A 14,805-nucleotide genomic window follows, 5' to 3' on the forward strand; every position below is an offset into this window, starting at 1 on the left:
TTTTCTCCTATTTCAGGTCCCCCCTCTAAATAAATTAAGTTTAATATCCTAGCAGTAAACGTTTACGTTATATTGGAAAAAGGACTCAAGTAAGTCGCCTTACCGTCTGCCTTTCAACAATCCTATGAGGCATAATACTGCTGTCGGCCACGCAGTGATTCTCAATCATATCAATCAGTTTCCCGGAAGCTAATTTCCCCATGTCATACAGCCGCTGATCCACCGTTGTTAAAGGCGGCACTGCCATTTCAGCAAGCTTCAGATTATCGTAGCCGATCACAGAAATGTCGTCAGGAACCTTGAGACCATGCCTAGCAGCAACGGCCAGAACTGCAACCGCCATTTCGTCACTTGCCGCAAAGATAGCCGTAGCCTCCGGCGCAGTCTGAATCAGCTTCTCCATAGCTATACATCCCTTATCAAATCTGAAATTGCCATAGACTAGATAATTCTCTTTAAAAGGAATCCCGTAATCCTGTAGAGCTTTTAGGTAGCCTTCGATTCTGGTAGATCCAGCCATTTTATCAGTTTCAGTTCCACTAACCATGGCAATTTCACGGTGACCATGTAAGATCAAATATTGTACCGCATCATACGCTGCCTGCTTATCATCCACTTTGATGTAGGGCACGGAAGCATAATCCGCTTTGGAAGATACCAGTACCACAGGAACTTTCATCGCTTGTAGTACTTCATAATACTCTTCCTTCAGCATTTCGCTGGAGAATATAATACCGTCCACCTGCTTCTCCCGCAACACATGCAGGTATTTCATCGTACGCTTACCATCCTCATCCGTATTGCAGACAAAAATACTGTAGTTATGGTCGTTGGCATACTCTTCAATACCGTGAAGAATATCCGCGGAGAAATAACTCGATACACTCGGGAACATAACCCCGATCGTCTGCGTACGCTTATTGATGAGGCCACGAGCAATTGCATTGGGTTGATATCCTATTTCTTTAATAATCTGATTTACCTTTTGCTCCGTTTTGTCCGAATAGCCGGACAGATTATTAAGCACCCGAGAGACAGTGGCGATAGAGACATTGGCTTTCCTTGCTACATCTTTAATCGTTGGATTATTTGAAGCGTTTGGATTCATATCGATTCCTCTTTTACCTGTCATGAATAACAAAAATGTAAGCGCTTGCTGTTCGTTTATAAAACATAAGCAATTTCATACGTAAACGCTTACCTAAAATATAAATCTTGATGTTCTTTTTGTCAACCATTAATGACATAGGCCCTTCTACTCCCCTGAATAAGCATACTTGATTCCATTGAATCCTTCCTTGATCAAGGTTACTTACACCGTCCACGGAAGAGATGAAGAATGAAGTTGTACGGCGAAGGTTGTGAAGTGACCCTCTCATTCTCAAATGAAGGAAGACACAACTATTTTTGATCAAAAAGGGTCCCCTATATAAGAGACCCAGAAGTATTTATTTAGTTATTGTGAATGCTTCTTTTACATCTTCAAAACTCATATGCATTGTATCAAATAATTTTCCTTCTTCTGAGTCTACTTCAAAAGGATTGGATTGGGGTAATCCAACTAAATATACTAAGTCTCCTTTTTCACCAAGGTATTCGCCAATGCTTGGACCTTCTTCTTTTTCTGATTCAGCATATACATTCTTATCGATTATATAAAAAGATAGTAAACCTTCTCGGTTTTCATCTTTCGCATTTTTAGGACTAAGTAAGAATTCGACTGTTTCTCCTGGTATAGTTTCTTGCTTTTCAATTTCTTTAACTTGGTAATTTCCACCCCATCTTTCTGGGATTTTAAATTCAAATCCTAATTTTTCATTTTTATACACATTATCATTTAAGGATTTATCCTTAGTTTCCTTCCCACATGCAATTAAAGATACACTAAGAACAAAAATCATAAATAATACTAAAGACTTTTTCATACATACTCATCCTTTTCTATTAAACTACTATTGAGCATACACTTTTCATTCTAAAGAAGGGTAACGAAAAGATTACACCTATGTCATTAATCTAGGCAAGGAGCCGGCAATAAATAAAAGACAAAAAAACCAAAGAAAGACACGTTTCAATGAGTTCTAAGAACCCTCGAAACGCGTCTTATATATAATTACTCTACCCTACCCGTAACAGCTGTTATTCAGCTTTCACAAGGATTTTTACATGATTCTTCTCTTTCAAAAGAGCTTCAAATCCTTCTTCAATAACATCATCAAGCTTAATCCGTTTCGTTACAAGTTTCTCAGCGGAGAAGTAGCCTTGTTCCATCAGGCTAATAACAGCAGGGAATACGTTGCGATAACCAATAATCCCTTTGATGGTGCGTTCCATCATAACAATGTTATTTGGTTTAATAGGTGCTTCTTTCTCGAAAATGCTGACAATCATCAATTCGCCACCAACTTTTGTCGAGTTAAGAGCCTGTGTAAGGACAGGAGGGACACCGGTGACTTCATAAGCGACGTCTGCTCCCCCATTTGTGCGTTTATGGATTTCTTCCACCACATCATATTGTTTAGGGTCAATGACGATTGCACCCAGTTCAGTCGCCTTTTGCTTGCGTTCTTCGGACAGCTCAACAGCATAGATCTCTGCTGCACCGGAAGCTTTCAATGCTTCGATAACGAGCAAACCGATTGGACCTGCACCAAATACGACAGCCTTATCGCCAACTTTAAGTTTGCTTTGACGGACGGCATGAAGTGCAACTGCGGAAGGTTCAACAAGTGCACCTTGCTCATAGGATACGCTCTCTGGAATTTTGTGGACCATATATTCTTCAGCAGCCACGTATTCAGAGAAACCACCACCGCCTCCCGCAAGACCGAGGAAGCCCATTGTGGAGCAAAGGTTATAGTAACCTGTTTTACAGGCATCGCATTTACCACATGAATAGATAGGTTCTACAACGACACGATCACCAACGTTCACTTTGGTTACACCTTCGCCTACCTCTACAACTTTCCCGGAAAATTCATGCCCCATAACGATAGGTGCTTCTTCTCCAGTGATTGGATGTGGAGCACCCACTGGAATGAAGATTGGACCTGCTGTATATTCGTGCAAGTCGCTGCCGCAAATGCCGCACCATTCGACTTTGATTTTCACTTTTCCTGGTAGAGCAATTGGTTCTTCAATGTTCTCTAAACGCAAATCTTTTAGTCCATGCCATCTTAATGCTTTCATATGTGTCATCTCCCTATTAATGTAGAATTACGAATAAGACTCTAATAATTACGGAAATATATTAATTAATTCGGAAACGTTTCCGTAAATACTATGTCACAATATCGACACACTGTCAATGCTAATATCGCATTTAGCATGACAATGTTCATATAAAAACCAATTATGTTATAATTAATACGTAGTTTATGTATACTATTGTGGAAACAATTTCATATCAGTTGGGAAGTGCCAGGATTGGGAAATAATAAAGTTACAATAGAAGATGTAGCTGCATTAGCGGGTGTTGGGATCGCAACCGTTTCTAGAGCCATTAATAATACGGACGGTATTAGTCCGAAGACAAAGGAAAAAGTGCTGACTGCTGTCGAGGAGCTTGGATTTATTCCAAATTCATTTGCACAGAACTTGAAGTTTCGTCAGACCAAGCAGATTGCCTTGGCTGTTCCTGATATTCGCAATGCCTTTATTCCGGAAATTGCCTATTCAGTCGAACAAGTGGCGAAGCATTATGGCTATCGTGTCGTTCAGATTAATACATTAGGAAATATAAGATCGGAGTTAGAACTGCTGCGTGATATAAAGAAGCTTCATGTGGATGGTCTTATTATTCTCCCACTTGCTTATCCCAAAACACTCAAAGATCTCATTAATAAAGCCAGCCTTCCAATCTCTATCATTAATTACGGAAAAACGTTAAATACAGATGTTAAGGCGGATATTGTAAGTCTCTCCACACAAGAGGGTAAGCTAGTCATGGAGCATTTGATTAGCATAGGAAGAACAAGAATTGGCTATGCTGGTGCTCCAAAAGAAATCATTGAAGAGCGATTCTTTGCTTATGAGGATGCGCTAGATCACATCGATCGATCATTAGTCTATTTCGGGGATGATTTCTCAATGCAGACCGGAGCTAAAGCAGCAGATTATTTCGTTAATCTGACGCATATGCCGGATGCCATCTATGCCGGAAATGATATGGTTGCTGTTGGCTTACTGAATCGATTTAAAGAATTAGGTATTCGCGTACCAGAAGATATCGCTATCGTCGGAGTCGATAACAATTTATTGTGTACGATCACGACTCCAAAGATCAGCTCAGTCTCAATCATGGGTGCGGAAGTAGCCAAGGTAGCGACAGAGCTTCTGCTGCAACGTATAGAAGAGCAGAAGAAAGGTCTTTATGAGAGGGTACAGTTCGAGCCAAGACTGATCGTTAGAGAATCCAGCTTAAGTCGAACGCGTAGCACTCAGCACATTGAATAGAGTGAAAGAAGGATATTCTTGAACGTTGCAATGGTCATTACAAAAGAAGCATCCAGCAATTTGCGCTGCCAAGCCGAAACCGTATATCCGTTAGCCTTGTTTCTTCCATGTTTAGAACTATTATTCGTGATAATGAATCGGGGCAATGTAGAATTTGATTCCTAATCGTATGATATTTGAAAAGGCAGCCGCTCCCTGTATGAAGGTGCAGCTGCCTTTTTTCCTATCCTGCTTATCGCCATCCGGCTACTCACATCTTCACATCTGAGCACCCGTTTGATAATTGAGCAGCTGTCTGAAGGTCCCTCTGCTCTCCTGAGACAACTGCTCATATCCGCCTTGCTGAATAATCTCACCTTGCTCCATGACAATCACCTGATCTGCATTCCGAATTGTAGAAAGGCGGTGAGCGATGACAATAATGGTCATGCTTCCTTTCAAAAGCTCCAGCGCCCCTTGTATCAGCCGTTCGTTCTCACTGTCCAGCGCACTTGTCGCTTCATCCAGCACAAGAATCGAAGGGCGCTTCAAGATCGCTCTTGCCAGCACAATCCGCTGCCGTTCTCCTCCTGACAACCGGATACCCCGGTCACCGATTACCGTATCCAGACCTTGCGGAAGCTTACGTACAAATTCCTCCGAGGCCGAAAATTTCAAAGCTTTCCACAGCTCGGCATCATTAGCCTCAGGATCAACCAGCTTCAGATTATCCCGAATACTCTCATTGAAGAGAAAGGGATCCTGTGCCACATATCCGATCGAACTGCGCAGAGACAGAAGCTTTTGCTCATCTCTAAGAGACACGCCGTCAATCATCACCTGCCCATTCTCCGGATGAATCAACCCCATCAACATATCGATGAGCGTACTTTTGCCCGCCCCTGATTTGCCAACGATTGCCGTCATGCGATTAGCGGGAATATGTATATTAATATCACTCAAAGCGTATACGAGTTCATTGGAATCGTACCGGTAGTTCACATCCCTACATTCTATTCCGTCCTGCATATTCAATCGTGTAGGTTCACACATAGAGGCAATTTCTCCGATTTCCCTGTCTGCCTCATATTCCATTTGTAGCTTGCGCATCGCTTGAAAGGCTGGAAAATTGGATACAAGCTGCTCGGTATTCGATTGAATGCCGATAAACCTCGGCCACAGCCGCGAGAAGATGAGAACAACGATAATTAATTGTTCAGCTGGTGTATGGATAACCTCAAGTGCCAGATAGACGAAGCCAGCAACCAGTACAACAGAGGATAAGCGATAAATAAGCTGCGACAGGGAATTAACCCGTCCCAATTGGATAAAGTTATTTTCCATTTTTTCAGACAAATTTTGGAACCAGTAGATATGAGACTTTTCTAATCTATTACTCTTAATATCCTTGATCCCATTGAAGTGATCGCTAATCCCTGCAAAATAATACTTAGAAAGTTCTGTTGTCTGTTCACCAATAAGCTTCGACTTCTTAATAAATTTACGTGAGTAAAGAGCTAGTAGCCCACCGCTGACCAGAACGACCAGCGTTAGTAGAGGAGACAGCCATAAGGCAAGGCCGATCTGTATGATTGTGAAAATCACCGAAGAAATCATCTGCAAAAATAAGGAAGTTCCGTAATTCACGCGTCCGAGTTCATTAGACATAATATGGTTAAAGTCTGACTTGCGCTTGCGAAGGTAGAACTCCCATTTCGCTTGTAGCAATCCTCGATACGTCTCGATCCGAAGCGTACGAATAAACCCTTGTAGAATCCTCGAATTCAACAAGGTCTGGCTTCGTTGGAGCAGTGCCTGCCCCCCCACAATGACGACATATACAGCCAGCACCACTGGCAAATTCAACTCCAATGACCATGACTTGATTAGGGCTAGTAGAGAAGAGATCAGCGGTATTCCATCCATATTCATTTGAAATACGCCTATTATGCTGAGCAGGGGAACGATTAAATAGATGCCAATGCCATCCAATAAACTGATTAGAAGAGTCAGCGACATATTGATGTACAGTCTGATCCCTGCGACATGATGCATTTTACGAATGAAATACAATAGATCCTTCATTTTGAATAACCCCTTATGCGGATTACCGCTTCATAGTCGCTAGAGCTTCAGGCTGTTTACTATTCCCGAAAATCCCCACGACCGCATACCTTTCGTGCCCTTCTTTACCCGTTAAAATGTACGATCCGCTGCGCAGCCAAGCATGCGCAGCCATCTGTCCCTTGTCATCCCGGCCGCTTCCCAGATACAAGGTGCTCGGAATCCCTCTTCGCTCAAGCATCTTCATCGCGGCGATGGCCTTGACCAAGCACTGGCTCTCCCACAACGTTATACGACTCATCGTATGGACCGCCTTCGACACTGCACGAAGCAGTAAGAGGTCCTCCTCCGTACAGCTCGTATACGGCGTCTCCTTCATATGCTCCCCAAAGGAAGGAGCTACTTTGGAGAACGGCAGAAGCTTAAGCACTCTCCCCCACGCCAAGTAGAAATAAGCTTCTGCGAACATCCTCTTTACATCAAGTGGATAAGATACAAATCTGCGCACTTTCTTATACAAGCTCATTATTGATTTCTCACCTGTATGAGTCCTTCAGCTGCAAGCTGATGCAGGAATGTGTATACTTGCTGCTCACATACGTCATGTTCGATCTCATATTCCATCATTAATTGTTCAACTATGCCCGTAGTGCTGAGTGGGGAAGTAACAAGCTCCCATATTCGGCCGCCAATCTGACCCAGATTATAATATTTGCCGTTCTCGATGCTCAGCATCACTTTCTCTCCATCCATTTCACTTACCAGGAATCCTTCAGATTGTACGACAAGATCATCCGTTCCGATTAATTCAATACTCATGAATAGTAGCCTCCTCTATGAAATTAGACACATTTATATGATACAGATTGTATCATTAATATTAAGCGAGGGGAAGTATTTCACCAAATTTATACAGATTGTCGTTTCATTCGTCGCCAGAAATATAGAAAAGGTCGAAGTGGGAAATAGAGGAAATGGAGCGATTTAGGCAGTGGTAACAAGATGGCATCTCGTGAGCTAGGATGAAGCTTGTTTAACAAGTAAGCTACTTTCTGCTTTCCTGACATCAATGAAAATAGGTAGCGATTATAATGCAAAGCTACACTTTTCTCTGGTACCGGGTTTAATTTAACTATTCTTTTTATATAATAGAGGGCCATTTCTGCTAATCGTTGAGATTTAGAACTCATCGTTAATAATTCTAAATCATGAGGAATCTTTGTTGAAAGTAGGTTCGATAATAAGATAAATGCCTGCCCTGCGTATTGCTGTCCTCCATATTGATCGAAATGTATTTTCATATTTCCACTGCTAATTTTAGGTAGCAACCGTTCAATATCAATTAACCAACGTAATCGGAACCAGCCATGCCTAGCACCATGGTCCGTAAGATAGTAGAGCAGATCTTCATTTCCCAAATAGTGAAACGTTTGATTTGACAATGTTATATCATTTTTACGTTCCCACAGTTGATCGAATGAGAATGACTCACTGAAATGAGGATTCAATCGCCAGTGAATTTCAACTTGCGCAAAATTCTCCATATGCTCAAAGGATATGTGATGTGATTTCTTCTTCCAATTGTCTAAAACATGCTCATCCTTCGACTCGTAACCAAGCTGTACCAGTATTTCCTCAGCCTTCTCCACATCTTCTGCCGGAACTAGAATATCTAGATCTTTGGATGTCCTGTGCGCCAGGTCTCCATACAACTGTATAGCAAGAATAGGACCTTTCAACAAAAGGGTACGTATTCCACTGTTTCTTAATGCTTTGCAAATATGATTCATTTCTCTGCTAAGATGTAGCATCTTAATTGTGTTGTTATTATATTGGTGATGAAGTGATTCCATAACGTTCGATGGAATGAGTGAGGGCTCAAGTCCTCTCAATTTCAAATAAACAAGAGGAAAAACTCGATGATGTACCACAAGCTTCACAAACAATTTCCAGTCCAAATCTGCTGTATATTGCTTAAACGTACTCTCCTCCAGCAAATCCTCGCGTACAATAAATAATAAAAATGCTAATTCTTTTGATACATCACTCAGGTCCAATTCAATTGCATCTAATATCAACATACCCACCCCACAATCTTACATATAGATTTGGTCATAACCAAATTATCCACACTTGCTCTCTCACGTAATTATAATCCGATGTATCAAGTACCCATTACAGTAAGTTTCATCTCGTTTCAATCTTCTATATATGCTCTACCGGATTTGACTTTTGTACGACTGAACCTTCGATTAGGTTTTTTTGAGACTTTGATGTGAGATTACGTCCTATTGTAATTGAGCTTACTTCAATAAACCGATATGATAATGCGGATAAGATTATTGAAATGATTAGAGTCATTATGTAAATCAGACCCAAAGAAAGCACTTCATGTAATATGTAAATTAGACTAAATAAGACAATAAGATGATACAAATATAAGCTATACGACAGTTTTCCTAGAACCTTTATTGGTTTATATAAAAGTACAAATGAAGCCTTTTTAGATCCTAAGGCAAAAACAAGAAAAATCGCTGCGCCTGCCACACTAGTGTAATCTTTTATAATATCGTAATAAACGCTAAGACCAAGCGCGCTTCCAATTAACCCCACAAATCCGGAATAGGTATACAGAATGAACCCTACAAGAATTAATAACCATTTCATTTTCCTCGAAAAGTTATTATATATGTTCTGTAGTGCTTCTCTATGCTTTGCAATTAATCCACCAATAAGAAAAATGGATATAAAATGAATACTTTCCATATAGGAAGTACGATAACCAATGCTAGGATCGATTGGAATTAGACTATTCATTCCACTGATAACGGAAAGTCCTATACACATTCCAACGACGATCTTCCAATTGAACTTAACTAACAGAATAGCTAATAACGGAAATAGTATCGAAATTCTCATTTCATGAATTAATGACCAGATTACATTGTTATACAGATCAGAATTGAAATTACCAATTAATAAGAGGTGCTCAACAATCGACTTCACGGTAATCGGATCGTTCCATGAGATATTAAACCATTCGCTTAACGAAGTAATCCCCCCACCGGAGATGAGGGAATATAGCACAATCGCTGAAATAATAGAACAGACATAGGGTATATAAATGCGAAAAAAACGTTTTATGATGAATGCACCATATGGAATGTTTCTCCCCTTTAAAAAAGGTAAGGATAGTACAAAACCGCTTAGCAGAAAGAACATCATTACAGCAGAATGACCGTTCGTTATAATGCTTAACGGTGAGTATATTGAAGTCATTGCGGATAATACCGGAATCTCACTAACTAGTAAGATATGGCCAAAAACAACGGTTACTGCGGCCAATCCACGAATAGAATCTAATTGTTCAATTCGATTCCTCATACAATCATCTCCTTCATTCATCTCAGGAGATTTGTGTGATCTCCTCCCAATTCATAGCCAGTCTTACAATATCGTCCTCAATCAATTCACTGCCTGTCTGCACCTCAATGATTTCGATATCAGTAATCGCTCGTAAACTATGCATCGCTTCAGCAGATATAACGATTACATCTCCCATCCCGATCATCCGAACGTTGCCATCCAATATCATTTCACCTTGTCCCGATATAACCGTCCATACTTCACTGCGCAAAAGATGGTATTGATAGCTCAAATTCTTCCCTTCCAGAATACATATACGTTTGGTCAATACTTCGTTACCATTTGGATATTTAATGTAATCCAGCACACGATAACGCCCCCAACGCCGCTCTTCATACATCGGACGCTGATCACCAAATTGCATCACGTCTTTAATTCGTATACTGGCGTTCTTCTCAGATACAAGAATCCCATCCGGGCTTGCCGCAACGATTAAGTTTGGGACACCAATAACCGTTATCGGAATATCCAACTCATTAATAACATGCGTATTGAGAGAATCCTCGGACAATGTACCTCGTCCAATGAATGGCGTGCGGACTTCCTCTGTCAATACATCCCAAGTTCCCAAGTCCTTCCATATTCCATTGTATCGCATAACAACAATATTTTCCGCTTTTTCTACCACGGCATAATCAAAACTTGTTTTTTCCATTCGATTGTACTGATGAAGCAATTCATCATATTGAATCGGAAGCGACTGTTTCAAGAGATGATCAATGACATATTCGAGGCGAAAAGCAAATACACCGCAATTCCAAAGCGCAGATTGCTCCATCAACTGAAGAGCATATTGTTCTTCGGGTTTCTCAACGAAATGGCTAACCTGAAGAAACTCCATTCCATTATCCAACTTCGATGTGGATTGAGGCACGATGTATCCGAATTTCGAGGAAGGATGATCCGGTGAGACACCCATCAATCCCAGATCAGCTCCGGTTTGCAGCATTAGCGTTTCTAATTCCTTCACTTTCTCGAAGAAATGATCCTCTACAAACGGATCAACCGGAAGTACAATAACAACATCATTTAGGTTCACACCTTTAACGGAGTACAGGTAACCAGCCGCCAATGCAATCGCAGGAAAAGTATCTCTTCGTTCAGGCTCGACGATAATTTCCACTTCAAGTCCGAGTTGATTCTGAAGCTGCTCTACCTGTGATTTCCCCGTTGCCACAACCGCGGACTCCTGCAAATTCATCTTGCCAAGCTGGCTCCATACTCTTTGAACCATAGACTCCCGTTGCCCGGATTCGCCTTCCAATAGTTTCAGAAACTGCTTGGAACGTGTCTCATTGGATAGCGGCCATAATCGATTCCCGCTACCTCCCGACAATAGTACGATGTGCATATTAATAGCTCCTTTTCGCTTCCGTTATCTTGGAATTGATCTCTCTTGTTCCCAACAGCCCATCAATGCTGGACTGTAGCCGTTCTATAAATATATCTTCACTGAATTTCTCGGCATGATGCCGAATATGTTCTGGATTCCAATGATATTGATCGAAGCGTTCGATCGTTGCCATCAATGAACTTACTGACTGCTCCTCGAAGAATAACCCTGTCTGTTCAGCTACAACCGTGTCCAGGGCTCCTCCCACACAGTAAGCAATGATCGGCCTGCCGCATGCATTCACTTCAAGCGGAGTTATTCCGAAATCTTCAATGCCGGGAAAGATCAGCGCTTTGCAATGCTCCATGTAGCTGACGACCTCTTCATCACTTCTCCTCCCAAGAAAAGTAACTGTATCTCCTGCAAGCTGCTCAAGCCTCTCGCGATCTGGGCCATCACCGACTACGAGTAAACGCTGACCCATCCGGGTACAAGCCTCTACGGCTAAATCAATTTTTTTATAGGATACTAACCTGGAGACAACAAGATAATAATCCTCTGGCTCTCCTTCAGTGACCTTAAACCGGCTAATCTCTACGGGTGGGAAAATAATCTGAGCATTCATTCCATAACATTGTTTGATCCGTTCTTTTACGATTGTAGAATTTGCAATCAGGCGATCAACCTGCTTTGAATTGTTCTTATCCCATATCTGAAGAGGTTTAATCAAGCACTTCGCAAGTCTTTTCACGATATTTGGTACTTGAACGCTTTCCATATACGCTTCATAGTTCCATGCAAATCGCATTGGTGTATGACAGTAACAAATATGAACACTCCCACTGTCCTTACGAACCCCTTTGGCATAGGCACTACTGGAGCTAAGAATAATGTCGTATCCCTTTACGTTCATGGAACGCACCGCGAACGGGTACAGCCAAAAGAACATTTTGAATTTGCCTAAGATTCCTGGAATTCGCTGCATCCAAGTGGTCTTGATGTCAGCATCCTTTAATTCGGGAAACAGTTTATTTCGATCTACAATCGTTGTATAGATCGGTGCTTCGGGGAACATTTTGTGGAATACAGCCACTACTCGTTCTGCTCCCCCCATTTGATTGAGGTAATCATGAACAATGGCTACTTTCAGATCCCGCATTACACCATCTCCCTTACAGACTGTTGTTCCAACAATTCGACACCCGGTCTCGCCAATAACTGCTGATAAATCAGTTCAATTTTTTGAGACGTCTGTACGATGGAGAACCTCTCTTTAGCCCGCTCCTGCCCATTGTGACTCAGTGTAGACCATACGATCTCGTCATCGAGCACCTGCCGAATGTAATGTGTGAGTTCCTCGATATTTCCGATTGTATACATGAATCCACTCTCACCATGTTGAATGATCTCAGGTACGCCACCCCCTCGTGTTCCTACGACAGGCGTCCCTTGTGACATAGCTTCGATAATGACTCGGCCAAAGGGTTCATTATCCGAACATAATAAAAGGAGATCTGCTGAACAGCAGATCTCCAATACGTCTTCTCTGAATCCTGTAAATAGCACTTTATCTTCAAGGTTTAAAGATTTAACCTTCTCTTGCAGTGTGTCGAGATATCGTTCATTCTCTTGTCTGAACTTGGCTTCTCCAATAATCCACAGAACCACGTTCCTATCCTCACGAACAAGACTGGCGAATGCTTCTATTGCATCCTCCTGTCTCTTCCACGGTGCAATTTGACCTATAATCGCCAATACTCGTGCTTCCTTAGGTGTTCTTAATTCTAACCTTATTCTTTCTCTTATCTCTTGTCTTACCTCGGTATTAAAACTCCTTAGTTCCACACCGTTATGTACGAGATGGCACCGTCCTGATACGGAAGGATGATCTATACCTTGAATAACAGATTCTGAAATGCCGATGAGTGCCTGAGCGGTTCGACCTACAAATTTTCGAACGAGCTTGCCCATATAACCCTGCGGAGGCATGTCTCGCAAATGCCACACAACCGGTAGTCGGTGATACCATCTGAATAATCCAGCCATAATGCCCGCCCTTATAGAATTAGCATGTATGAGATCCACCCGATTTTGTTTCATAAGAAGAGCAAGCCTCCATCCTGCCCACAGCATCCCCATAACATAGATAACAAGAAGGAGTGGATTCTTGGTCATTCTTGCCCGGAAGCTAGGTAGAGCAACGACTTCGAGGCCTAGGCTGCGTGCTCTCTGAAGCAACTCCCCCTCTGGTGCAAACAATATCGGATGGGATTTTTCTAAATGTTTTGCAGTCAACAGCAGACTGATCTCCGCTCCGCTGATTGCGCTCGTATGGTTATAAAAGGCGATTCTCATCTTCTGAACCTCTTTCTTTTACCGATTTCTTCCGTAAATACATCGGTCACTGCTTCTGCGACCCTACCCCATGTATACTGATTCAGTACATGCTTTCTGCACGCTTCCCGTGAAGGAAGAAATGAGTCCTTATTCAGAACATCAATAATCTTCTTACTTATAGATTCAGAGGTTCCGTCTTTAAACATTAAATCGTCGGAAATTTGATGTAAGATCTCTTTCGTTCCTCCATAAGGGGTTCCCAACACTGGTGTTCCACAGGAAAGAGACTCTACTGTAATAAGACCGAATCCCTCTAGTGTTAGAGTTGGAACTAAGCTAACATCTGCTGCTTGGTAATACTGCACAAGCTCTTCATTTGATATTCTTCCGAGCAATTTAACATTAGAAGAAAGCCCAAGTTGATTGATTAGTGCTTCATATTCCGCTCGCATTGGTCCATCTCCTCCGATGAACAATCGGACATCAGGGTGTCTACGGACGACATCAGCCATGCCATGAATCAGACGGTCAATCCCCATCCTACGGACCAGCCTTCTAATGCAGAATAGCAAAGGTTGATTAGAGGAAATACCTAGTTGTGTCCTTAGTTCCTCACGATTCGGATGTGGTCGGAAGCGATTATGATCAACTGCACCCGGTATAATGTTTATTTTCCTCTGATCCACTCCGTAGGTTTCGGTCAATATATCTCGAAAGTACTCGCTAAGAACAATGAAGCTATCCGTACGGCGGTACGTCAATTGTTCTACTTGTTTCTTTATCCACAACCTAGCTTCCTTAACGGCTTTTGTCGCCGAATTCGTCTGTTGTACCTCCGTTTCCAATGCCCATGGACCATGAAAATGAGAAACAATGGGTATGTGAGATGGAATCAGATTTCTCGTGACCATCGTAGTATAGAAAGCAAAATGGGGATTAAATACGTCCGGATTAAAAGAGCCCATCGCTTGATGTGTATGTTTCCGAATTGATCTCATTCGGGATAGATAATGTTTAATGTCCATTTCGTGTGTAACATTTCTAATATTAAGATCAGTATTAATATGAGACCCTTTTGGTGCAAATACGAAGCCAAGTTCGGAATGACCATGTTCTTTCATGGCATTAGAGTAATCGGCAAAATATCGATTCAGCCCACCATATTGGACATCTATCCAACCCATTCCAGTCGAAAGTACATTCATAATTAT

General features: G+C 41.8%; 13 protein-coding genes. 1 reads left to right on the forward strand and 12 read right to left on the reverse strand.

Going from position 1 to position 14,805, the window contains the following annotated elements:
• Positions 1-85 precede the first annotated feature (85 nt).
• From PGLA_RS02155 to PGLA_RS02170, 3 genes are all read right to left on the reverse strand, one after another.
• Positions 86-1,132: a LacI family DNA-binding transcriptional regulator gene (locus PGLA_RS02155; protein ID WP_245699660.1), complete on the reverse strand. Its 1,047-nt coding sequence runs from the start codon at positions 1,130-1,132 to the stop codon at positions 86-88.
• A gap of 316 nt (positions 1,133-1,448) precedes the next feature.
• Positions 1,449-1,925: a hypothetical protein gene (locus PGLA_RS02165; protein ID WP_068527977.1), complete on the reverse strand. Its 477-nt coding sequence runs from the start codon at positions 1,923-1,925 to the stop codon at positions 1,449-1,451.
• 214 nt (positions 1,926-2,139) lie between these two features.
• Positions 2,140-3,189 carry a 2,3-butanediol dehydrogenase gene (locus PGLA_RS02170; RefSeq protein ID WP_068527982.1) on the reverse strand — a complete coding sequence of 350 codons (1,050 nt, stop codon included), beginning with the start codon at positions 3,187-3,189 and terminating at the stop codon, positions 2,140-2,142.
• Positions 3,190-3,426: 237 nt separating this feature from the next.
• Here PGLA_RS02170 and PGLA_RS02175 point away from each other — a divergent pair, with 237 nt between their 5' ends.
• Entirely contained in the window at positions 3,427-4,455 is a 1,029-nt protein-coding gene (locus PGLA_RS02175; RefSeq protein ID WP_068527984.1) for a LacI family DNA-binding transcriptional regulator, read from the forward strand.
• Between the two features lie 258 nt (positions 4,456-4,713).
• Here the strand turns inward: PGLA_RS02175 and PGLA_RS02180 are convergent, their stop codons facing one another.
• The 9 genes from PGLA_RS02180 to PGLA_RS02220 form a co-directional block, all read right to left on the reverse strand.
• Positions 4,714-6,519 (reverse strand): ABC transporter ATP-binding protein, encoded by a 1,806-nt coding sequence (locus PGLA_RS02180; RefSeq protein WP_068527987.1) that lies wholly within the window; start codon positions 6,517-6,519, stop codon positions 4,714-4,716.
• Between the two features lie 22 nt (positions 6,520-6,541).
• Positions 6,542-7,024, reverse strand: coding sequence for a lasso peptide biosynthesis B2 protein (locus tag PGLA_RS02185; RefSeq protein ID WP_068527991.1), 483 nt, complete (start codon positions 7,022-7,024; stop codon positions 6,542-6,544).
• Positions 7,024-7,317 (reverse strand): lasso peptide biosynthesis PqqD family chaperone, encoded by a 294-nt coding sequence (locus PGLA_RS02190; protein ID WP_068527993.1) that lies wholly within the window; start codon positions 7,315-7,317, stop codon positions 7,024-7,026. The genes PGLA_RS02185 and PGLA_RS02190 overlap by 1 nt, the downstream gene beginning before the upstream one ends.
• Positions 7,318-7,406: 89 nt before the next feature.
• Positions 7,407-8,579 carry a nucleotidyltransferase domain-containing protein gene (locus tag PGLA_RS02195; protein ID WP_068527996.1) on the reverse strand — a complete coding sequence of 391 codons (1,173 nt, stop codon included), beginning with the start codon at positions 8,577-8,579 and terminating at the stop codon, positions 7,407-7,409.
• A gap of 124 nt (positions 8,580-8,703) precedes the next feature.
• A complete protein-coding gene (locus PGLA_RS02200; protein WP_161487823.1) occupies positions 8,704-9,882 on the reverse strand; it encodes an acyltransferase family protein in 1,179 nt (392 codons plus the stop codon).
• Between the two features lie 22 nt (positions 9,883-9,904).
• Positions 9,905-11,275, reverse strand: coding sequence for a sugar phosphate nucleotidyltransferase (locus PGLA_RS02205; protein ID WP_068528002.1), 1,371 nt, complete (start codon positions 11,273-11,275; stop codon positions 9,905-9,907).
• A gap of 1 nt (position 11,276) precedes the next feature.
• On the reverse strand, positions 11,277-12,416 hold the full coding sequence (locus PGLA_RS02210; RefSeq protein ID WP_245699662.1) for a glycosyltransferase: 1,140 nt from the start codon (positions 12,414-12,416) through the stop codon (positions 11,277-11,279).
• Entirely contained in the window at positions 12,416-13,612 is a 1,197-nt protein-coding gene (locus PGLA_RS02215) for a glycosyltransferase family 4 protein (protein WP_068528005.1), read from the reverse strand. Before PGLA_RS02215 ends, PGLA_RS02210 begins: the two co-directional genes overlap by 1 nt.
• On the reverse strand, positions 13,609-14,799 hold the full coding sequence (locus PGLA_RS02220; RefSeq protein ID WP_068528007.1) for a glycosyltransferase family 4 protein: 1,191 nt from the start codon (positions 14,797-14,799) through the stop codon (positions 13,609-13,611). The genes PGLA_RS02215 and PGLA_RS02220 overlap by 4 nt, the downstream gene beginning before the upstream one ends.
• Positions 14,800-14,805 lie beyond the last annotated feature (6 nt).

The sequence above is a fragment of the Paenibacillus glacialis genome (assembly GCF_001637205.1).
GTDB lineage: Bacteria > Bacillota > Bacilli > Paenibacillales > Paenibacillaceae > Paenibacillus_AQ > Paenibacillus_AQ glacialis.